Below are 20611 nucleotides of genomic sequence, written 5' to 3'. Positions count from 1 at the left end.
TGTTATCTATTTATATTTAAGTTTGTTAAAGTAAAACGAATGATGTTATTCCTGCCCGAATCATTATTTGTTTTACTTTTTCTGTATACAACTGTTAAGATTATACCCATAAATCAATGATATTAGACCGAACAATTGCTCCGCCCTCACAAACGATAGAACAGGTAAGTATCCCGAAAGCTGAAAAAACACTGCTCGATAACCAGATACCAGTTTACATGATTAAAGCCGGCGAACAACCGGTAATGCGTCTGGAATTAATTTTTGATGCCGGCAGCAGATTTGAGAATAAAACCGGGGAGTCGTTCTTTGCAGCAAAAATGCTTTCAGAAGGTACATCTAAGCATACTGCAACCGGAATAAGCGAGCATTTTGATTCCTTCGGCGCATTTCTTGAAATAAGCCAGGCCGTAGAAAGACTCACAATAACCGTACATGGCCTTACCAGACATTTACCCGAACTTCTGCCGCTTTTACTTGAAATGATTACAGATTCTGTAATTCCTGAAAGTGAATTGCAGGTACAAAAAAATATTACCTCGCAGAATCTGAAAATTAACCTCGAAAAAAGCTCTTATGTAGCCGGTCAGGTGTTCAGAGAGCAGATTTACGGCGTTAATCACCCCTATGGTAAATCGCTTACGCTGGCGTTGATAGACGATATCACCCGAAACGACGTTACAGATTTTTATGAAAAGCATATTAAGGGCAAAGGTTTTAAAATATTTATATCTGGTAAGTTTGGTAATGAAGAAGTGCAGGCCCTGAACAGATACCTGGGCAAAACCCCGGTTGAATTTCAGCAGCATCAGCATTTGATTGATACCAGTGCCAACATTACACATCCCGAAAGCATATTGGTTGAACGCTCCGAAAACCTGCAGTCATCCATTCGCCTGGGCAAAAAGTTATTTGGCCGCACCCACCCTAATTATTTCAAGTTTATGGTTACCAATACTGTTTTCGGTGGTTATTTTGGCAGCAGACTCATGAAAAATATCCGCGAAGAAAAAGGCTTTACCTATGGTATTTCGTCAGGGCTGGTACCTCAGAAAGAAGGCGGTTATCTGGTAATGGGTACCGATGTAAAGAAAGAATTTACGCAGCAGACTTTAGACGAAATATTAAAGGAAATAAACCTGCTACAAACGGTGCCGGTAGAAGAAGAAGAGCTTGAAACCGCCAAAAATTACATGATTGGGTCTTTTGTGGGGTCGTTAAACACACCTTTTGAAATAGCCGACAGGCAGAAAATAATTATACTGGACGATTTACCAGCCGATTTCTACGATAATTATATTCAGAAAGTACGTGCCGTTACACCAATGGATGTACTTGAAATGGCCAATACCTATTTTAAACCCGAAAATTTATTTGAAGTAGTAGTAGGGGGAAAATAAATGATAAGAGGCAGGAGAGAGAGACCTGCCCCTTGTTTTTAAAACCCAACCCCAACCGTTTTGGTTTGTATCCGCAATAAATACATATCGGCCGTTATATAGAGCGTTGAACCATCATTACCCCAGGCACAATTGGCTGTGGGTACCCCGGTTTCAATGCGGCCCAGCAACTTTCCTTTCGGCGTCAGTATCAAAATACCACCGGGGCCGGTGGTGAATATATTCCCTTTTTTATCAATTTTCAGTCCGTCAGGTAAACCCTGCAACCCTTCTTTTACCATAGGAGTGGTATCAAACAGAATTTTACCTTTACCTACTTTCCCGTCTGCCAGCACAGGGTAGGCCATTAGGTAGGCTCTGTCGGGGTCTGACTGTGCCACATACAAAGTCTTTTCATCCGGCGAAAAAGCCAGGCCGTTAGGGCGTGTAAGGTCTTTTATTATTAAAGTAACTTTCCCGTCGGTTCCTCTTCTGTAAACGCCGAATAGCTCCGTTTCCCGGGTCGGGTCATTTTCTTTCTTCATCAAACCATACGGAGGGTCGGTAAAATAATAATCGCCGTTTGATTTCTGCACAATATCATTCGGGCTGTTGAAACGCTTACCCGCGTAGTTATCGGCCAGTGTGTGTTTGCCGCCTATGCTAAGCGGCATTACTGAGATACGGCGGTCGCCGTGTTCGCAAGAAACCAGCATGCCATCTTTATTAATAATTAAGCCATTGCTGCCGGGTTCATCACTATATACCCCAAGCCCGGTATAGCCAGACGGTTTCAGAAAAGGCCTGGCACCTGCTCCTTCTTTCCATTGATAAACCGTGTTGGCGGGTACATCAGAAAACAACAGATAATTGCCATCTTTAACCCAGGCCGGGCCTTCAGCCCAGTCGTATCCTTCGCTCAGAATCTCAATTTTTGCATCTTTATCTATCAGATTATCAATGGCTGGGTCAAGGCGGTTCACCTTTCCCAATGTTTTTTGTTGCGCTGTTGTCAGGTTGTTCATCATTATTAAAAGGGCAAATAGTAATACGGTTTTCATAGGAAGCTATAGTTACAGGTTGATAAACGAATTTAATTGAATTTTTGCAAAGTCTAACCAAACCGCACAAGAAAGATTGATTCAAGAACGCTAGCTGCTTTATTCATAATCAGATTATTGAGTTAAAATAAATAAAACATTAACAAAGAATCATCGGCATACTTATATATTTGCCGTCTGATGGCTACAGGCCCTATTCAATTCATAACCAAAATCTAAACTTTCAATCATGCGTAAAATTTCACGGATTCACTCATGGCTCACGGCTGTGGCAGGAGTGGCTCTACTTTCTGCCTTTGTTTTTGATGAAACCCCCGCACCGGCCATTAAAGTGCCTGCCGGATTTTCTGTTTCTGTATTAGGTAACGACCTCGGCGCTACCCGTCATATAGCTGTTAACGGCAAAGGCGGTGTTTATGCCAAACTTTCTAAACTAAAAGATGGCAAAGGTCTTGTTTATTTGTACGACTCTGATGCTGACGGTAAGCTGGATGCCCGGAAAAACCTGCTAGATTATAAAGGCACAGGTATTGTTATTAAAGACAACTACCTGTATTCTTCGTCTAACACCGGAGTGTATCGTTATCAGCTGGATGCCAACGGCGAAATTACCAATATTGACAACCCGGAACAGATTGTAACCGGGCTGGTTGCCAAAGGCCGCGACGAAGCCAAAGGCATTGCACTGGATAACAACGGTAATATTTATGTTTCTGTTGGGTCACCAGATGAAACCTGTAAAGAAAAAGGCACCAACAAGGGTGTTTATCCTTGTGCATTGCTTGATTCGGTTGGCGGAGTCTGGCGTTTCAAGACCAATAAACTGAACCAGACTTATAGTGATGGTGTAAAATATGCCACAGGGCTGAAAAACGTTGTAGGGCTTGACTGGAACACCAAAACCAATAAATTGTTTGTGATGATGCACGGCAGGGGCCAGTTTCATGAGGCTTTCCCGAATTATTATACGCCTGAAATGAGTACCAAGTTACCTGCCGAAACCATGTATGAGTTACATGAAGGTGCAGATGCCGGCTGGCCTTATGTGTATTATGACCAGTTTCAGAAAAAGAAAATCTTGTGCCCTGAATACGGCGGCGACGGCAAAAAGACTGGTGGCGAAAAAGCCATTAATCCTGCTGCTGCGTTTCCTGCCCACCTGGGCCCCAACGGATTGTTGTTTTACACGGGCAATGCGTTTCCGGCTAAGTATAAAAATGGAGCATTCGTTGCTTTCCATGGCCAATCGCCTGAATTGAAAAAAGGGTATATGGTGGCTTTTGTGCCTTTCAAGAATGGCAAGCCATCTGGCCCCTGGGAGATTTTTGCCGATAACTTTGCTGGCATTGACCTGGCTAAACCAACCGGCCCGGTACAACACCGCCCCTGCGGACTGGCTCAAGGCCCTGACGGCTCAATTTATGTGTCTGACGACCTTGGCGGAACCATCTATAAAATTAGTTATAAGGGGGCCAAATAGGCCTCTCAGGAGTTTTACAGTTGAGGGTATGTTTAAAGACGTACCCTTAGCTTTTCAAAATAATATGCTTACCTGGCTAAGCTCGTGAAAACCACCGTTTTATGTTGTTTTTTGAGCTGAAAACCAGTGTAAAAATACATGTCTGTGAGCAGTAAAAGCGGGCAAATTGGGGCTTGCAGAGGCCTTTTAGGTGGTTTTCTAAAAATAGTCCTACCTTTTTTGTCTTTTTTTGCCAAAAACATCGGAATTGTGAAAATTGTGTAGTACTTTTGCACCCGAAAAATGAAGGTGTACTACCTATTTTCGGATCTACATTTAAAAACTCATCAAAATAAATATGGCATCAGTTAGACCAGATGAAGTTTCGGCTATTCTGCGTGAACAACTAGCAGGTTCAAAAACCGAAGCGGAACTCGAAGAAGTAGGTACAGTGCTACAAATCGGAGACGGTGTGGCACGTATATATGGTTTATCAAAAGTACAGGCCGGTGAATTGTTGGCTTTTGAAAACGGTTTAAAAGCACTAGCACTTAACCTTGAAGAAGATAACGTAGGAGCAGTACTTTTAGGAGACGCAACAGGAATTAAAGAAGGTGCAACCGTTAAACGTACCGGCGAAATCGCTTCGGTGAAAGTAGGTGACGGTATCATTGGGCGTGTTGTAAATACATTGGCTGAACCAATTGATGGTAACGGCCCGATTCAGGGTGAAACTTTCGAAATGCCTTTGGAGCGTAAAGCCCCCGGTGTTATCTATCGTCAGCCTGTAACTGAGCCGCTTCAAACTGGTATTAAAGCGATTGATGCGATGATTCCGATTGGACGCGGACAACGTGAGTTGGTAATTGGTGACCGTCAGACCGGAAAAACCGCGGTTTGTATTGATGCCATCATTAACCAGAAAGAGTTTTATGACAAAGGCGAACCTGTATTCTGTATTTATGTAGCTTGCGGCCAGAAAGCATCAACCATCAAAGCGGTTGAGCAAACCCTTCGTAAATACGGCGCCATGGATTACACAGTAGTTGTAGCTGCCGGTGCTTCAGACCCATCTCCAATGCAGTTCTTTGCGCCGTTTACCGGTGCCGCTATTGGTGAGTATTTCCGTGACACCGGTCGTCCGGCATTGGTTGTGTATGATGACTTGTCGAAACAAGCTGTTGCTTACCGCGAGGTGTCATTGTTGCTTCGTCGCCCTCCGGGACGTGAGGCTTATCCTGGAGACGTTTTCTATCTTCACAGCCGTTTGCTGGAGCGTGCCGCTAAAATCAATGCCAATGATTCAATTGCGCAAGATATGAACGACCTGCCTCCGTCATTGAAAGGTAAAGTGAAAGGTGGCGGTTCATTAACGGCGCTTCCAATTATTGAAACACAGGCCGGCGACGTGTCTGCTTATATCCCTACCAACGTAATTTCAATTACTGACGGTCAGATATTCCTTGAGTCAAACCTTTTCAACGCCGGTATCCGTCCTGCTATCAACGTAGGTATCTCGGTATCACGCGTGGGTGGTAATGCTCAGATCAAATCAATGAAAAAAGTAGCAGGTACCCTGAAACTAGACCAGGCGCAGTTCCGCGAGTTGGAAGCCTTCGCCAAGTTTGGTTCAGACCTTGACGCCGCTACCAAATTGACTATCGAACGTGGCCGTCGTAACCAGGAAATCCTGAAACAAGGGCAGTTCTCTCCATCGCCGGTTGCTGAGCAGGTGGCTATCATCTATGCTTCGATCAATGGTGTGTTAGACAAAGTTCCGGTAAACAGAGTAAAAGAATACGAAGATGAGTTTGTTACCCTGTTGAAAGCACAGAATCCTGAGGTTTTGAAAGCGCTTGCAGCCGGAAAGCTGGATGACGCCGCCGATACCATCAAGAAAGTTGGTAAAGAATTAGCTGAAAAATATGCATAATAATATAGAATGAAGAGTGGGTTCTCTCTCTCTTCATTCTTAATTTTTTATAAAGATGCCTTCATTAAAAGAAGTAAGAAATAGAATTGTCTCGGTAAACTCAACGACGCAGATTACAAAAGCCATGAAAATGGTGTCTGCAGCTAAGTTACGCAGAGCGCAAGATGCTATCCTTCAGATGCGTCCGTATGCTACCAAGCTTAACGAACTGATTGCTACCGTATCAGCCAATACTGAAGTAGGCGCTACCAGCCCTTATACCAGTGTACGTGCGGTAGAGAAAGTTCTGGTTGTTCTGGTTACATCAGACAGAGGTCTTTGCGGTGCATTTAATTCAAATATCATTAAAGCAGCTTTGGCTGTTATTAATGAAAAGTATGCTTCTCAGGCAGCTAAAGGTAATGTTGAGATTCTGGCACTGGGTAAAAAAGGTGGTGAAGCACTGGCTCGTCGCAGTTATAAAGTGAACGAATCATTCATGACTATCTTCCAGAACCTGAATTTTGCGCATGCACGTTCAGCTGCAGAATCAATCATGACAGCCTTTGAAGAAGGGAAGTACGATGTTGTGGAGCTTGTTTATAACGAGTTTAAAAACGTTGCTACTCAAATCATCAGAGTTGAACAGATGCTTCCGTTGGTTGATAAAAAAGCTGATGAATCAGCAGCCAGCAAGATTGATTACATTTTTGAGCCTTCAGAAGAAGAGATTGTTTTGGAACTGATACCAAAGGCCATTAAAATGCAGTTATTTAAGGCTGTGTTGGAATCGAACGCATCAGAGCATGGCGCTCGTATGACAGCCATGGACAAAGCAACAGACAATGCCAACGAGTTGTTGCGCTCTTTGAAAATTGAGTACAACCGTAGCCGTCAGGCCGCAATTACCAAAGAGATTCTGGAGATTGTGGGTGGTGCCGAAGCTTTGAAAGGAGATTAATTTAATATAAGCAGATATACAAATGAAAATGGTGAGCCAGACGGCTCGCCATTTTTTGTTTTATTGCATGCCTGGTTAGCTGTTATAAACTTTTAGGCCGTAGAAACCCAGCATTTAACCAATGCTATAGTAATTGCCATTACAGGCGCTAATGGAAGGTTATTACATTTCAGTTACATTCATTACGCCCAGTTGTTCAAACAGCTTTTGCCAATAGTAAGTAACGGTGGGGTTATTCTCTTTAGAAGAACTGGTAGGCTCAAACGGCAGAATCATTGAAATGTCGGGTCCGTTCAGCTGGTAGTTTTTTAGCTTTTCAGCATCAACTTTGGCCCATTCTTCGGCCTGTGCTTCATCTTTAGGCGGGCTCACCTGAAAATCCCTGCCATTCTTTACGCTCTCTACCATGTCGCTCAGGTAATAAACTTTCGTAATACCCGGGCTTTCGGCCAGGCGCGCAATAACCGGTATGCTGGCAGTAATATTGGTTTCCAGATTTGATGCGTTATCATTCTGTGTTTTCAACCTGTTTAAAGATTGCTGAATAACAAAGTTTCTTTCTTTACGGATTGACAAGTCGTAGGCTGTCTTGATGGCCTCCATATCAGTGGCATTTACACCTTCTGTGTCTTCCATTTCAGTGCGGCAGGTAAGAGACAAAGTGCGGCCTTTCGATGTGTTTTCGTGTATATAATATATCTCAAAGGTATCGCCTGCTTTTCTGAAATTCTGCTCTATAATAGACGTAAGTGTCTGTTGATACTTTTGTGCCACAAAGGCTTTTTTTACGTCTACACTTGCCGTTTTATCAATAAAAATCAGGGTATGTACAATGGGGCTATTGGTTTGATTATCAGTTTTTTGGGTTTCTTTATCTCCGCAGGAAAAAAGAGAAGGAACTAAAAACAGAAAAGTAAGCAAAAAATAAGTAACCGGAGGCTTTTTCATCAAAATGGGGTTTTGTTCCAGAATATTTTCATAATTCAGAACCTTGAACGAAAAATACAAAACAAAAGTATGAAATCAATACTTCAAATTTAACTTTTTTCTATATACGGTGTCAGATGGCATGTTTTTCTGCCAGAATGGGTTCTGAATGGAGCCCTTCAGAATACCTCTGCTGGTAAGCACCTTGTTGTTAGCTAGGTAGCTCTCTTCCCAGCCGGCAATTTTATGCGGGAAATTCTTCTCAAATATAATGCTGATGCTTCTTTTGCTTTCAACATACTTTACCTTGTAGGCGTACAAAGAATCACCCCTGAAGGTTGAGTCGCCCCTGTAAGGTTGCAGCGTAACATCGGCAATGGCTGGTGCCGGTTTTTCGCGTCTCAGCCGCAGTGAAGATAAACCCGGCACCAGAATAACTTTACCAACCGGTAACTGTTTCAGGGGGTTCATGCGTACGCGCGTCCAGAGTTCGTCTTCCAGCACTGCTTTGTCTATATGATAATCATCTTCTATTTCTTCATCAAAATAAGATTTACCCAAAACCTGATAACCGTTCTGGCGAAAATTGAGTTGTAGAAAAGTTTGCCCGCTCCAGTCCTGATTAGTGTTAGAAACCTTAAGTGTAGAAGGGTACTCCTGGGTTTGTACAGGCGTAAATACCGATGTGTATAAAGAGAAATCATGAATACCCGTAACAAATCTCTTAATAAAGTTGAGTTTCAGTACTTTTACTGCTTTCTCTTTATCTTCTGTTTCCAGCTTTACGTGCTTGTCTTTTCTGAAATCTTCGGTGCTGAAAACCATAATCGCCTCGCCATTATTCAGGTTACCGAATTGGGCTTCCTGCAAAGCATAGCTGTTGATTTCAGCAGTACCCGGATTCCAGTAGGTTCTGAAATTAATGTCGTCATAAGGTTGTTGTGAATCTGTTTTTTCTTTGCTGCATGATTGCAGAAACACCAGTATTGCCAGCACAAAGCACGAAATTTTCATAATCAATAGTTTTGCATGAACGAGCGTCAAACTTAAGAAATAAATTGACGAATCTCTATAAAATAATTATCAGCAAACACCCCGGTTTTACTTTTCGCCTTTCCAGCTTATCAGAAAAACCCCTGCCAGCACCAGTGCCGTACCTATTATCTGTTCAAGCCAGACGGGTTCATTCAGAAAAGCAGTGGCCAGTATAATGGTAAAGATAGGCCCTATGCTGGCTATAATTGAGGCGTTGCCGGAACCAACCCGTTTGATACCCGCCGAAAACAAAAATGTGGGTAGTACTGTTGAAAAAATAGCCATAGATATGGAAATCAGATAAACCGGTGCCGAAAAACCGAATATATCAAGGCCGTTGTAAATATAGCTGTGTATAAGAGTGGGTACCAGCGCAGATAGCATGGCCCAGGAGGTAAAGCGTGCGGTGCCCAGTTTTCCAATCAGCTTGTCGCTACCTACTAAGTAGAACGAGTACGTAAGACCACTCAGAATAACCAGAAATGCCCCCAATGCTATGTTTTTTTGCTGATGTGCCTGAAAATGCCTGGTAAACGCCACTATTATACCTGCATAAGTAATGAGCAATGCCAGCCATTGCAGGCGGTTTACTTTTCTTTTAACCAGAAATGAGTTAATCAATAAAACAAAGGTAGGATAAATAAAAAGCAGGATACGCTCAAGGCTGGCAGAGATGTATTCAAGACCAAGAAAATTAACATAGGCAGACACATAATAGCCGGTAAAGCCTATGAGAACCACCTGGCACCAAATTTTAAGAGGTATAACCGGGTGTGCCACTTCTGTAACGCGCGTACGAAAAATAGTTACCAGATAAAACGGGGCAGAAAACAGAAACCTGAGAGCAAGAAGCGAAATGGAATCGATACCATAGCGATAAGCAGATTTAATAAAAATGCCCTTAAGGGCAAAGCCGAAAGCCGCTCCAAAAACCATTAACGCGCCAATCAGATACTTTGTGCGGTCTGACATAAAAAATAACCTGTCTTATGACATCTCAAATGGTAAAAATGATAGTTTTGCTTTTCATTTTTACGTACTGATTCTGTTTTTAGTTCAAGCATATTTGAAAAGTTAAACAATTTATTGTAATTATTAAAAATTATTGCATAATTCACCTGTTCGGAATTGATTAAATAAATAACCCACATGGTAACGTCCAAAAAACTAAGAAAAGAGTCAGAAGAAACAGTTAGTATTCAACCACGTGAGCAGAAAAAACCATTATTGATAGAAATAGCCTGGGAGGTATGTAATCAGGTAGGTGGGATTTATACGGTAATCCGTTCTAAGGTGCCATCTATGGTAGAAGAATGGGGAGAAAATTATTGTTTAATAGGACCGTATTTTCAGAATACGGCGGTAGTTGAATTTGAGCCTATTGATGACCTTGATGAATCATATTTTGGTAAGACAGTTAAAAGAATGCGTGAACTGGGTTTTGAGGCGCATTATGGACGCTGGCTGGTAACCGGAAAACCCAAAATTGTTTTGCTTGATTTCAAGAACCTTTTATATAAAGCCAACGATTTAAAGCATAATATCTGGAACAGGCACCAGATTTCTACCATAAATGCCGAGCCTCTGGTTGACCAGGTGATTGCCCTCGGCGAAATGATTAAGGTATTTCTGACCGAATTTGGCGAAGCCTACGGCCATAAAAATGATATCGTTGCGCACTTTCATGAATGGATGGTGGCAACAGCCCTTATAGATATAAGGACAGACAACGTGCCGGTGTCTACCGTGTTTACTACCCATGCCACAATGCTGGGGCGCTATATTGCCGGAAACGAGCCGAACTTCTATGAGCGGTTGCCTTACTATAACTGGGAGCATGAGGCACATCACTACGGTATATATGCACAGGCCAAAATAGAGCGGCTGGCTGCACAGAAAAGCCATGTGCTTACAACCGTTAGCGATGTAACAGCCAAAGAATGCGAGGTGTTTTTTGGCAGAAGCTGCGACCTGATTCTGCCCAATGGGCTGAATGTTACCCGTTTTGCAGCCACCCATGAGTTTCAGAATCTGCATCTGAAATACAAAGAGAAAATACACCAGTTTGTAATGGGGCACTTTTTTCAGAGTTATAGCTGGGACCTCGACAATACTTTGTACTTCTTTACTTCGGGGCGTTATGAGTTCAGAAACAAGGGCTATGACATAACCCTTGAAGCACTTAAAAGGCTAAACTTTAAGTTGGTTCAGTCTGGGGTTGATACAACCGTGGTTATGTTTATCATTACTAAAAATCCGGTTTATTCTATTAATCCTGAAGTGCTGCAGTCAAGAGCCGTAATGGAAGAAATCAGAGAAACCTGCGAGGCCATTGAAAAGCAGGTGGGCGAGAACCTTTTTCATGCCTCTGCTGCTAACGAGAACCCTAATCTGCCAGACCTGAACGATTTTGTTGATGAATACTGGCGACTGAGATTAAGACGGACCATACAGACCTGGAGAACGAAGAAGTTGCCACATACGGTTACACACTTGTTAAAGCAGGAAGACGAGGTTACCGATTATCTGAAATTCACAAACCTGCAGAATCATCAGCAAGACCGTGTAAAATTTGTATATCACCCTGATTTTATTTCTCCTACCAATCCGCTTTTTGGTATGGAATACAGCCAGTTTGTACGTGGCTGTCATCTGGGGGTTTTCCCGAGCTATTATGAGCCTTGGGGTTATACACCACTTGAATGCGTCGTGAGGGGTATTCCGACGGTAACAAGCGATTTATCCGGCTTCGGTGATTTCATGATTCAGTTAATGAGAGATTATGAAAGTGTTGGGGTATATGTGGTAAACCGCCGGACTAAAGCCTATGACGATGCGGCTGACCAACTGGCAGATATCATGTTTAATTTCGTAACCATGAATCGCCGCGACCGCATTATGCAGCGTAACAGAGTAGAGAATATCTCTGAGATATTTGACTGGACCAATCTTCGGTCCTATTACGACACCGCTCATGACCTGGCACTTAAACGTAAAGGTGTTACCAGGCTATAAACAGAAAGGGGAAGATTTGCCGAATCTTCCCCTTTCTGTTTATAACAGTTTTGCTGTTGCTTTTACTTAACAGCTTCGTCTATCCATTTTATCATTTCTTGTACTACGAGGTCACTGGAGCCAAGAAAACCTGTACTTTTAAACTTGATTTTCCCTTGTTTATCAATACAGAATTTGGCTGGTATACCATTTACGCCATAGTCACCGGCTACGTCGCCCTCGGCATCAAAAACAACCGGGAAAGACCCGTAGCCTCTCTGGCTCATGAAGTTAACTACCGACCCTTTCACCTGGCTTGGCTCCATGCGTTCAAATGTGTTCACAAACAGAAACTGCACGTCGGTGTTGTTTTTATATTTCTCCTGCACCTGTTTCATGCCCGGAAACGACATAATACAAGGCCCGCACCAGGTTGCCCAGAAATCAAGAATAACAACTTTGCCTTTCAGGTCTGACAACTTAACGGTTTTGCCGTCTTTATCAAGCAGGCTGAAATCAGGCGCATCAGCGCCTACCGAGCCAGCACTTCTACGCTTTACGTCCTGAATAAAAATTTTGGCAAAAAAGTAATTTTTACCTTCTTTTTCCAACTGAGCAGCCGTGTTGGCAAAAATCTCAAAGTCTTTCTCAGGGTTCAGAAAATTATTTACCGCAATAATACCAGCCAATGAGGTGCCTAATTCGGCAATCATAGGTTTAATTGTATTAAAATAGGCCTCTTCGGCTGTTACGTATTGTGTTTGTAATTCTTTCTTTTTCTTTTCGTCGCGTTTCTTTGAAACGGCTTCAAACTGGTCGTTCAGATTCAACTGCGTTTTTCTGAAATTCTGTGCTTCTGCCAGAATCTGATTGAACTTCTTCATGTTTGTAGAACCCTCAATGCTGTAAGACGCCGCCTTGTCAGGCGTACTCATACCGTCAGCCACCAGGCTTATTTCTTCGCCGCCATCCAGAATCAAACCAATTACCTGCTGGTTAGCAATATTTACCTGATAAATACCCGGTTCTGGCAACATACCTTTAAAAGCAAAAGTCCGGTCGGCTGCAATATTCACCGAATCTATTTTCAGCGCAATATTTCTGTCGTTCATTCTTTCAAGATACGCCTTGCCCGACACCGCGTTTGTAACTTTACCTTTTATGCTAAATGGTTTACCTGTTGTAGCTTTTGCAGGGGTTTCGGCAGTCTTGTTTTGGGGCTGCGACTGGCACGACCACCCAAAGGCCAGAAAAAATATGGCAAAAATAGATTGTTTCATATAAGTTAATGTACAGATTTTTAAAGAATAATGACCTTGAAGACTATTTCAGAGCGTCCATCAGTAACTGGTTGGTCAATTTAGGGTCTGCCGTACCTTTCGATTTCTTCATTACCTCACCCACAAACATACCCAACAAGCCTTTTTTACCGCTTTTAAACTCTTTCACTTTGTCGGGATAAGCAGACAGAACCTCGTTGATTAACGCCTGTAAGGTATCTGTATTGCTTTGCTGAATCAAATTATTGGCTTCTGCCAGTGCCAGCGCTGTTTCTGCGGGGTTATCGAGCAACAACGGAAAGAGCTTCTGAGCAGCAGTTGAACTGCTGATTTTGTTGTCATCAACCAGGGCAATGAGTTCTGCCAGCTGAGTTGGTTTCAAAACCAGCTGGTTAATTTCAATGCCTTTGTCGTTCAGGTAGCCTTTTATGGTAGAAGTAAGCCAGTTGGCAATAGCCCTGTGGTTTTTTGTAAACCGGGCTGTTTCCAGAAAGTACCCAGCCGTATCTTTATTGTCGGTCAGTACTGCGGCGTGTTCATCAGGCAGGCCATATTCCTGTGTAAATTGTTTGAATAACTGATGCGGAAGAGCAGGCATCTGGTTCTTAACCGTATTAAGCCAGGCATCAGATATATGGATAGGCGCAAGGTCTGGCTCAGGGAAATACCGGTAGTCGTTCATTGTTTCTTTTACCCGCATACCGTAGGTTTCACCGGTGTCGGCATCAAACATCCGTGTTTCCTGAATAATGGTTTCTCCGGTTTCCAGCATTCTTACCTGCCGCTTAAACTCAAATTCTACGGCTCGTTGCAGGTTACGTATAGAATTCATGTTTTTTACCTCTACTTTGGTACCCAGTTTTTCTGTTCCAACGGGTCGGATAGAAATATTAAGATCGGCACGCATGGAGCCTTCTTCCATGTTGCCGTCGCATATATCCAGATAACGCACCATCTTACGAATTTCTGTCAGATACGCACCTGCTTCTTCGGCGCTTTTCATGCAGGGTTCAGACACTATCTCTATCAACGGGGTACCCGCACGGTTGTAGTCCAGTCGGGTATATTCGCTGTCGCCTTCATGTACCGACTTCCCGGCGTCTTCTTCCAGATGTATGTGGTGCAGTTCAAGAAACCGCTCTTTGTATTGTTTACCGTCTTTCAGCCTCACGGTTACCCCACCACCTTTGCAGATAGGGAATTTATCCTGCGATACCTGATAACCTTTCGGCAGATCGGGGTAAAAATAATTCTTTCGGTCGAAATAGTTATTGCGGGTTATTTCACAGCCGCAGGCAAGACCCATTCTTATGGCGTACTCAACAGCTTTTTTGTTCAGTTTTGGTAATACACCTGGATGCCCCAATGTAATAACACTTATATTGGTGTTTGGCTCGCTGCCAAAGCGGTTAGAGTCAGAAGCAAAAATTTTGCTTTCGGTTGAAAGCTGGCAATGAACTTCTAACCCTATAACGATTTCGTATTGCATGAAAAGTGGTTAAAATATGAAGGCTGTTATTTGTCGAAGCCTGGTCTCACAAATTTACGAGCATTAGGGAAATCTTTCTCTATATATTGGCGTAGTTTTTCCAGCTGAAGCAATATTTCAGTAATTTTATTTACTTTTTCCGGGAAATGTACCTGCAAAACCAGCCAGGCAGCTATACTGCGGTCAATACTGATAAGCGTTAGTTTGGCCTTGCCATTATAGAAGTCTGTCATAAAGTCGCTCAGGTTTTCTTCAAAAAACAACTGGCAGGCATTTCTGATTTTTATATAAATCAGGCTTTGATACCAGTTGATTACCTCAAAGGCATCTTCAATCTGCGACAACGCCTCTTCGGCTTCTTCAACCGACAACGCCCCTTTGTTCAATTCGTTCTGAAATTCAACGCCTTTGCCTTTCATAAAACCCTGCTCTTCTCTCAGGAAAGACCCATACAGGCGGGTATATTCGCGGGCGTTTATTACGTTGCGGTGTTTGTCGGCTTCCTGGTGTGGGTCGCGGGTTGGGGGCTGTGCATCGGCCTGGTTTACTACCTCTTCCCGGTTCAGGCCTTTGTCCTCAATAACCTGCTTTATTAAATCAGTTGTTTGCCTGAAAACATCCGAGAGGCTGTCGCCGGGGTCATCATAATCCGGGGTTTTGTATTTTCGCATGGCAAAATTCATGCATTTTTCTGTAAAGCCGCAGCGCTCACACCAGCTATCGCAATAATTGTAAATCCCGTCAATAAAGTCTGGGTTTTTCAACAGTTTGAGGAAATCTTTTGATGTTTGGTGGCTCATTTGCAAAGCAATGATTTTACTGAAAACGAAATACAGTTCAAACTTAAGTCTATTTTTCAAGAAGTTCAAACCCTAAAGAACTTACTCTAAACTTCAATAAAACCGTTTATCCATTTCTTGTGGCAACCTAATACTAATGTTTCGTAAGATTGTCATACCAAAACTCGTATAAAGCCCTATAAGTTTCATCGAACAGGTTCATCGAAATGAAAAAAATTTTCCTCATGAAATTTTCAAGTATTTTATTACCTACGCTATTACTCGTTAATACTTTTGTTCAGGCACAACAACCGCAGGCTTTAGCTACCAGCGGCGGCAGAGCCGAATCTGAGAAAATCGGATTACAGGAGGCCGTTGATGTAGCTCTGAAAAACAACCTTTCTATCAGGCAAAGCGGGCTTGCTGTTGAGAGCAGCATGAACGCCCTCGACCAGTCTAAGTGGGCCAGATACCCCAACCTGAACGGAACCGCCAACCTTAACCTTTTTACTGGCCGTAACATTAACCCTTACACCAATGGTATCATTACCAATACGGTGGGGTCAAACGGTTTCGGGCTTTCAAGTGGTGTTACGGTTTTTGACGGTTTTCAAACCCGAAACAACATTGCTTTAAACCAGACCAACATGGAAGTGGCCAGACTTGATTTGCAGGCCATGAAAAACCAGATTACCCTCAACGTAGTGGTAGCTTACCTGAACGTACTGTCGCAGGAAGACCTGCTGGCTATAGCCCAAAGACAGGTAGAGGTATCAAGAATACAACTGGAACGCACCCAGAAACTGGTAAATGCGGGCTCTGTTCCGGAAACCAATCTGTTCGACATCCAGGCCCAGCTGGCCAATGACGAAGTGCAGGTAGTAAATGCAGAAAACGCAATTTTATCGGCAAAGCTGACCCTGAAACAACTTTTGAATACGGCTATGGAAAGAAACATTGACGTGGTTAGGATAGAAGTGCCCAACCCCAATATTCAGCCATATCCTAATTCTTCATCTGAAGTATATGAAATAGCGCAGAGTTTTCTGGCAGATGTACAGGCGGCAGATATGCGCGTGAAAGCCGCCCAGAAAGCTGTTGATATTGCCAAGGGACTCAGATACCCTGTTGTTACGGCTTTTGCCAACGCCAACACCAACTCTACCACAGCTGCCGAGAAATTAATTGTAACACCAAGTATTATTGAGCAACGCGCAGGCTATGTAGATATTGGAAATACAAGGTATGACGTTTTTGCCCAAATACCCAGTACAACCACCACCACCGAGAAAATCGGTTATCTGCGCCAGATCAGAAGCAACGTTAATACATCAATTGGTTTAAGCGTAAGAGTACCAATCTTTAACGGTTACAATGCCAAATTCCGTACCACAGGCGCGGTTATTCAGCAGAAACAGGCAGAAGTACAGGCAGAGAACGTACGCCTGCGCCTGCGTCAGGATATTGAAACAGCTTATGTAAACATGAGTAATTCGGCCAAGAAGTTTTCAGCTTTGGGCAATCAGGTACGAGCGCTTGAAGAAGCCTTCAGGGCATCAGAAGCCAGATTTAACGTTGGCTCATTAAACTCACTTGATTACAGTATTTCTAAAACCAACCTGGACCGCGCCAGAGCCAACCAGATTCAGGCTAAATATGATTACATTTTCAGAATTAAGATTTTAGATTATTATCAGAATAAACCACTTAATTTCTAAGTCACTCACTTAGAAGTTTGCATACTTACCTTATTACTAATTGTTTACAAATTTATTTTCTCAATGAAAAAATCAAATAGAATCTGGTTGATTCTGGGCGGTGTAATAGCCCTGCTTGTAATATTTCTACTGATTGCAAAGTCGGCCGGCTGGATAGGTAAAGAAAAACCTACCGAAGTTGAATTGGTGAAAGTAGGAAAAACAGATATTATTGAAACAGTTTCGGCATCTGGTAAAATCCAGCCCGAGGTTGAAGTGAAAATTACACCTGACGTACCCGGCGAGATTATCGGTTTGTATGTAAAAGAAGGAGACTCTGTAAAGAAAGGACAGCTTTTACTGAAGGTTCAGCCCGAAAACTATATCTCTATTACTCAGCGCGCTGAAGCCGTAGTGAACCAGTCAAGAGCCAGTGCAGAGCAGGCCAAATCGGCCATTGCCCAGGCAGAAGCAAGACTGATCAGAACCCAGGCCGAGTATAACCGTCAGAAAAAACTGTATGAAGAAAAAGTGATTTCGGCCGCCGACCTTGAGATTGCAGAAACCAACCTGAAAGTAGCTAAACAGGATGTAACTGCTTCTAAGGCCAATCTGGAGGCCTCTACCTACAATATCAGAAGTGCCGAAGCAGGTTTAAAAGACGCCTCTGAAAACCTGCGTAAAACAAGTATCTACGCACCTATGAATGGCATAGTATCTAAACTGGGTGTAGAGCTGGGCGAACGCGTGGTGGGTACCTCGCAGATGGCCGGTACAGAGATGCTACGTATTGCCAACCTGAATAACATGGAGGTTAGAATAAACGTAAACGAAAACGATATTGTAAGAGTAAGCCTGGGCGATACGGCCAATATTGACGTAGACTCTTACGCGCTTACCGGTAAGAAATTCAAAGGCGTTGTAACAGAGATAGCCAACACCGCTAATGGGGCTGGTGGTACACTGGCGGCTGCGTCTAGCGCTACTGATGCTGTAACTGAATTTGAAGTGAGAATCAGAATTCTGCCAGAGTCTTACCGAGATTTGGTAGACAGAAAAGCCAGGAAGGTGTACCCATTCAAACCCGGAATGACAGCCACTGTTGATATCATAACCGAGAAAAAAGAAAAAGTTCTGAGTGTACCTATTGCTGCCGTTACTACCCGCGACGCCAACAATGAAGAGAAGAAAGACCAGCAAGGCCCTGACAGTGAAAGTAATACCAATGAGCCAGCCAAGGCTAAGAAAAAAGAGCAGCCAAAAGAAGTTGTTTTTGTGTTAGGCGCCGACAACAAAGTGAAAACACGTGAGGTAAAAACCGGTATTACTGATACTGTAGCCGGAACCATAGAAATAAAAGAAGGCCTGAAAGAAGGAGAGTCTATAGTATCTGGGCCATTTATTGCCGTGTCGAAAAAACTGAAAGACGGTGATTTGGTCGGAAAAAAAGTGGAAGACAAAGGGAAGAAGAAAGAATAAGTACCTTTGAGTATAACATTAACCATTCTGCAAAGAGGCTGCCCGTGGGTAGTCTCTTTGTTTTTTCAGGCCTTTTGGTTTATTTAGCATCTTAAACTTTATTGCAGCAAACACGTTAAAGAATAGTCTATAGTATGGCAGCTGCATCATCTGGTTAGTTAAAAAATATGAAAATAACAGTAATTGGTGGCGGAAGTTGGGCTACGGCTATCATAAAGATTCTGAGCGAGAGCAACGTATATATTAAGTGGTGGATGCGAAACAGCGAAGATGCAGAGCATATCAAGCGCCTGCATCATAATCCGCATTACCTCAGCAGTATTGAAATCCACCCGTCTAAAGTAAAGCCTTATACCAACCTGAAAGAGGCATTGCGCGATACAGAATGGGTAGTGCTGGCGGTTCCGGCGGCTTTCCTGACAGATGCCCTCAAGAATATCAATAAAAGCCACCTGAATGGTAAAAAGGTTATATCGGCAATTAAAGGAATGATTCCGGCCAATAACCAGCTTGTAACCGACTGGATTGAAGAAACTTATGAGGTGCCGGCAGAGAATATTGGCGTAATAGCCGGCCCCTGCCACGCAGAGGAGGTAGCGTTAGAGAAACATTCGTATCTTACCATTGCATCACCTAACCTAAACCTGGCCGGCGATTTTGCTGATTTACTGCGTTGCCGTTTTGTGAGTGCCTCTGCCCTGGGCGATTTATATGGGGTAGAGTATGCTGCCGTTATGAAAAATATAGTAGCGCTGGCCTGCGGAATAACACATGGCCTGGGTGGCGGAGATAATTTTCAGGCTGTGATGGTGGCCAATGCCATGCAGGAAATAAGCCGCGTGGTACAAGCCATAAACCCTATGGAACGCGACCTGAGCGCATCGGCCTATCTGGGTGATTTACTGGTTACTGCCTATTCTCAGTTCAGCCGTAACCGTACTTTTGGTAATATGATTGGCCGTGGATACAGCGTGCAGGCAGCCCAACTGGAAATGAACATGGTGGCCGAGGGCTATTATGCTACCAGAAGCATTTACGAAATGCTGCAGGATTACAGGCTGGATATTCCGGTAACTGAATTTACCTATAAGATATTATACCAGCAAGCCCCGCTCCGGAAGGAGTTTGAGGAATTAAAAGCCCGTCTGAAATAATAAGCCTGTATGGTTTGTTTTACCTTACACCTGTTGAATGACACTATATGCCAACTTATGAACAAGTATTTGAAAACAACCTGGCGTGGTTGAAAGAGAAAAAGGGAGGTAATGAGTCTTTTTTTGAAAATCTGGCAAAAGAACAGCGACCCGATTACCTGTATATTGGTTGCAGCGACAGCCGCGTTACGGCCGAGGATCTGATGGGTGCCGGGCCGGGTGAGGTTTTTGTGCACAGAAATATAGCTAATCTGGTAAATGCTACAGATTTAAACGTGATGTCGGTGATTGAATATGCCGTGCGGTCGTTGGAGGTAAAGCACATTATTGTATGTGGCCACTATAATTGTGGTGGTGTAAAAGCAGCCATGCAGCCCGTTGATATGGGATTACTGAACCCCTGGCTCAGGAACATAAGAGACGTGTACAGGCTGCATAAAGAAGAGCTGAACGCCATTAAGAATGTACCAGAACGTTATGACAGCCTGGTTGAATTAAATGTACAGGAGCAGTGTATTAATGTAATAAAACTGGCCAGCGTGCAGCAGCAATATCTTAAAAAAGGTTACCCTACCGTACATGGCTGGGTGTTTGATATAAGAACCGGGCTTTTGAAGGATCTGAAGCTTGATTTTGTGAAACTTCTAAAAGGAATACAGGAAATATATTATCTGGGCGATTAAACCCGAAAGGCGCCTGTAAATGAGCCTTTCAGGTTCAGGCCTTGCTCATCAATCGGGTAACCATAAAAACCACACCTGATATAATACCCTGTACGGTGGTTAATACTCCCATACTCATGTTTGTTGCCTCAGATATCCCCTCTGTCATGAAATGATGGACGGTTACACTGATAGACACAAGTATAATGCCAATGAGAATAGCTGTAATGATGCTCTTCATGAAATCAGAAACTCTTGGACTCTTCCTTGCCAGATAGATACACCTGATGCTCAGATAAAGGGGTATAATGCAGATAACTACTGCGTAGGCTATTTCCATATA

The 20611-nt window shown here is 43.2% G+C and carries 17 protein-coding genes; 9 read left to right on the top strand and 8 right to left on the bottom strand.

Going from position 1 to position 20611, the window contains the following annotated elements; translation table 11 throughout:
- Positions 1–116: 116 nt before the first annotated feature.
- Positions 117–1400 (top strand): pitrilysin family protein, encoded by a 1284-nt coding sequence (locus MB380_RS19485; protein ID WP_253530391.1) that lies wholly within the window; start codon positions 117–119, stop codon positions 1398–1400.
- A gap of 38 nt (positions 1401–1438) precedes the next feature.
- Here the strand turns inward: MB380_RS19485 and MB380_RS19480 are convergent, their stop codons facing one another.
- A complete protein-coding gene (locus MB380_RS19480; protein WP_253530388.1) occupies positions 1439–2440 on the bottom strand; it encodes an SMP-30/gluconolactonase/LRE family protein in 1002 nt (333 codons plus the stop codon).
- Between the two features lie 226 nt (positions 2441–2666).
- Between MB380_RS19480 and MB380_RS19475 the strand changes: the two genes are divergently transcribed.
- From MB380_RS19475 to atpG, 3 genes are all read left to right on the top strand, one after another.
- Positions 2667–3920, top strand: a complete 1254-nt coding sequence (locus tag MB380_RS19475; RefSeq protein WP_409014714.1) for a PQQ-dependent sugar dehydrogenase — start codon at positions 2667–2669, stop codon at positions 3918–3920.
- A 337-nt stretch (positions 3921–4257) separates the two neighbouring features.
- A complete protein-coding gene (gene atpA, locus MB380_RS19470) occupies positions 4258–5832 on the top strand; it encodes a F0F1 ATP synthase subunit alpha (protein ID WP_253530376.1) in 1575 nt (524 codons plus the stop codon).
- Positions 5833–5887: 55 nt separating this feature from the next.
- Complete coding sequence (atpG, locus tag MB380_RS19465; protein WP_253530372.1) at positions 5888–6772, top strand: ATP synthase F1 subunit gamma; 885 nt, start codon at positions 5888–5890, stop codon at positions 6770–6772.
- A 162-nt stretch (positions 6773–6934) separates the two neighbouring features.
- On the opposite strand, the gene MB380_RS19460 is transcribed toward atpG, so the two are convergent.
- The 3 genes from MB380_RS19460 to MB380_RS19450 all read right to left on the bottom strand — a co-directional run bounded on the left by MB380_RS19460 (position 6935) and on the right by MB380_RS19450 (position 9706).
- Complete coding sequence (locus tag MB380_RS19460; RefSeq protein WP_253530367.1) at positions 6935–7720, bottom strand: hypothetical protein; 786 nt, start codon at positions 7718–7720, stop codon at positions 6935–6937.
- Between the two features lie 75 nt (positions 7721–7795).
- Complete coding sequence (locus MB380_RS19455; protein ID WP_253530364.1) at positions 7796–8713, bottom strand: hypothetical protein; 918 nt, start codon at positions 8711–8713, stop codon at positions 7796–7798.
- 87 nt (positions 8714–8800) lie between these two features.
- A complete protein-coding gene (locus MB380_RS19450) occupies positions 8801–9706 on the bottom strand; it encodes a DMT family transporter (RefSeq protein WP_253530363.1) in 906 nt (301 codons plus the stop codon).
- Positions 9707–9883: 177 nt separating this feature from the next.
- Here MB380_RS19450 and MB380_RS19445 point away from each other — a divergent pair, with 177 nt between their 5' ends.
- On the top strand, positions 9884–11749 hold the full coding sequence (locus MB380_RS19445; RefSeq protein WP_253530361.1) for a glycogen/starch synthase: 1866 nt from the start codon (positions 9884–9886) through the stop codon (positions 11747–11749).
- Positions 11750–11811: 62 nt separating this feature from the next.
- Here the strand turns inward: MB380_RS19445 and MB380_RS19440 are convergent, their stop codons facing one another.
- The 3 genes from MB380_RS19440 to MB380_RS19430 are packed head-to-tail and all read right to left on the bottom strand — an operon-like array spanning position 11812 to position 15297.
- A complete protein-coding gene (locus MB380_RS19440) occupies positions 11812–13008 on the bottom strand; it encodes a TlpA disulfide reductase family protein (protein WP_253530358.1) in 1197 nt (398 codons plus the stop codon).
- A gap of 43 nt (positions 13009–13051) precedes the next feature.
- A complete protein-coding gene (gene gatB, locus MB380_RS19435; protein ID WP_253530355.1) occupies positions 13052–14497 on the bottom strand; it encodes an Asp-tRNA(Asn)/Glu-tRNA(Gln) amidotransferase subunit GatB in 1446 nt (481 codons plus the stop codon).
- A 26-nt stretch (positions 14498–14523) separates the two neighbouring features.
- Complete coding sequence (locus tag MB380_RS19430; protein WP_253530352.1) at positions 14524–15297, bottom strand: hypothetical protein; 774 nt, start codon at positions 15295–15297, stop codon at positions 14524–14526.
- Positions 15298–15521: 224 nt separating this feature from the next.
- Here MB380_RS19430 and MB380_RS19425 point away from each other — a divergent pair, with 224 nt between their 5' ends.
- The 4 genes from MB380_RS19425 to MB380_RS19410 all read left to right on the top strand — a co-directional run bounded on the left by MB380_RS19425 (position 15522) and on the right by MB380_RS19410 (position 20289).
- On the top strand, positions 15522–16994 hold the full coding sequence (locus MB380_RS19425) for a TolC family protein (protein ID WP_253530349.1): 1473 nt from the start codon (positions 15522–15524) through the stop codon (positions 16992–16994).
- 63 nt (positions 16995–17057) lie between these two features.
- Positions 17058–18452: an efflux RND transporter periplasmic adaptor subunit gene (locus MB380_RS19420; protein ID WP_253530346.1), complete on the top strand. Its 1395-nt coding sequence runs from the start codon at positions 17058–17060 to the stop codon at positions 18450–18452.
- 167 nt (positions 18453–18619) lie between these two features.
- The gene (locus MB380_RS19415; protein ID WP_253530335.1) at positions 18620–19606 is read left to right on the top strand and encodes an NAD(P)H-dependent glycerol-3-phosphate dehydrogenase; all 987 of its coding nucleotides are present in this window, start codon (positions 18620–18622) and stop codon (positions 19604–19606) included.
- A gap of 47 nt (positions 19607–19653) precedes the next feature.
- On the top strand, positions 19654–20289 hold the full coding sequence (locus MB380_RS19410; RefSeq protein WP_253530333.1) for a carbonic anhydrase: 636 nt from the start codon (positions 19654–19656) through the stop codon (positions 20287–20289).
- 34 nt (positions 20290–20323) lie between these two features.
- Here MB380_RS19410 and MB380_RS19405 read toward each other — a convergent pair whose 3' ends face one another.
- Positions 20324–20608, bottom strand: coding sequence for a hypothetical protein (locus MB380_RS19405; RefSeq protein ID WP_253530331.1), 285 nt, complete (start codon positions 20606–20608; stop codon positions 20324–20326).
- Between the last annotated feature and the right edge of the window lie 3 nt (positions 20609–20611).

The organism is Emticicia sp. 21SJ11W-3, from assembly GCF_024138715.1.
In the GTDB taxonomy this organism is placed as follows: Bacteria; Bacteroidota; Bacteroidia; order Cytophagales; family Spirosomataceae; genus Emticicia; species Emticicia fluvialis.
Note: the sequence above shows the minus strand (reverse complement) of the source record. Positions and strands in the feature narration are given on the sequence as shown.

What these genes read in the sequence shown, in the direction of transcription:
- MB380_RS19485 (WP_253530391.1), top strand. Translation starts at nt 117, where the DNA reads ATGATATTAGACCGAACAATTGCTCCGCCCTCACAAACGATAGAACAG.
- MB380_RS19480 (WP_253530388.1), bottom strand. Translation starts at nt 2,440, where the DNA reads ATGAAAACCGTATTACTATTTGCCCTTTTAATAATGATGAACAACCTG.
- atpA (WP_253530376.1), top strand. Translation starts at nt 4,258, where the DNA reads ATGGCATCAGTTAGACCAGATGAAGTTTCGGCTATTCTGCGTGAACAA.
- atpG (WP_253530372.1), top strand. Translation starts at nt 5,888, where the DNA reads ATGCCTTCATTAAAAGAAGTAAGAAATAGAATTGTCTCGGTAAACTCA.
- MB380_RS19460 (WP_253530367.1), bottom strand. Translation starts at nt 7,720, where the DNA reads ATGAAAAAGCCTCCGGTTACTTATTTTTTGCTTACTTTTCTGTTTTTA.
- MB380_RS19455 (WP_253530364.1), bottom strand. Translation starts at nt 8,713, where the DNA reads ATGAAAATTTCGTGCTTTGTGCTGGCAATACTGGTGTTTCTGCAATCA.
- MB380_RS19450 (WP_253530363.1), bottom strand. Translation starts at nt 9,706, where the DNA reads ATGTCAGACCGCACAAAGTATCTGATTGGCGCGTTAATGGTTTTTGGA.
- MB380_RS19445 (WP_253530361.1), top strand. Translation starts at nt 9,884, where the DNA reads ATGGTAACGTCCAAAAAACTAAGAAAAGAGTCAGAAGAAACAGTTAGT.
- MB380_RS19440 (WP_253530358.1), bottom strand. Translation starts at nt 13,008, where the DNA reads ATGAAACAATCTATTTTTGCCATATTTTTTCTGGCCTTTGGGTGGTCG.
- gatB (WP_253530355.1), bottom strand. Translation starts at nt 14,497, where the DNA reads ATGCAATACGAAATCGTTATAGGGTTAGAAGTTCATTGCCAGCTTTCA.
- MB380_RS19430 (WP_253530352.1), bottom strand. Translation starts at nt 15,297, where the DNA reads ATGAGCCACCAAACATCAAAAGATTTCCTCAAACTGTTGAAAAACCCA.
- MB380_RS19425 (WP_253530349.1), top strand. Translation starts at nt 15,522, where the DNA reads ATGAAATTTTCAAGTATTTTATTACCTACGCTATTACTCGTTAATACT.
- MB380_RS19420 (WP_253530346.1), top strand. Translation starts at nt 17,058, where the DNA reads ATGAAAAAATCAAATAGAATCTGGTTGATTCTGGGCGGTGTAATAGCC.
- MB380_RS19415 (WP_253530335.1), top strand. Translation starts at nt 18,620, where the DNA reads ATGAAAATAACAGTAATTGGTGGCGGAAGTTGGGCTACGGCTATCATA.
- MB380_RS19410 (WP_253530333.1), top strand. Translation starts at nt 19,654, where the DNA reads ATGCCAACTTATGAACAAGTATTTGAAAACAACCTGGCGTGGTTGAAA.
- MB380_RS19405 (WP_253530331.1), bottom strand. Translation starts at nt 20,608, where the DNA reads ATGGAAATAGCCTACGCAGTAGTTATCTGCATTATACCCCTTTATCTG.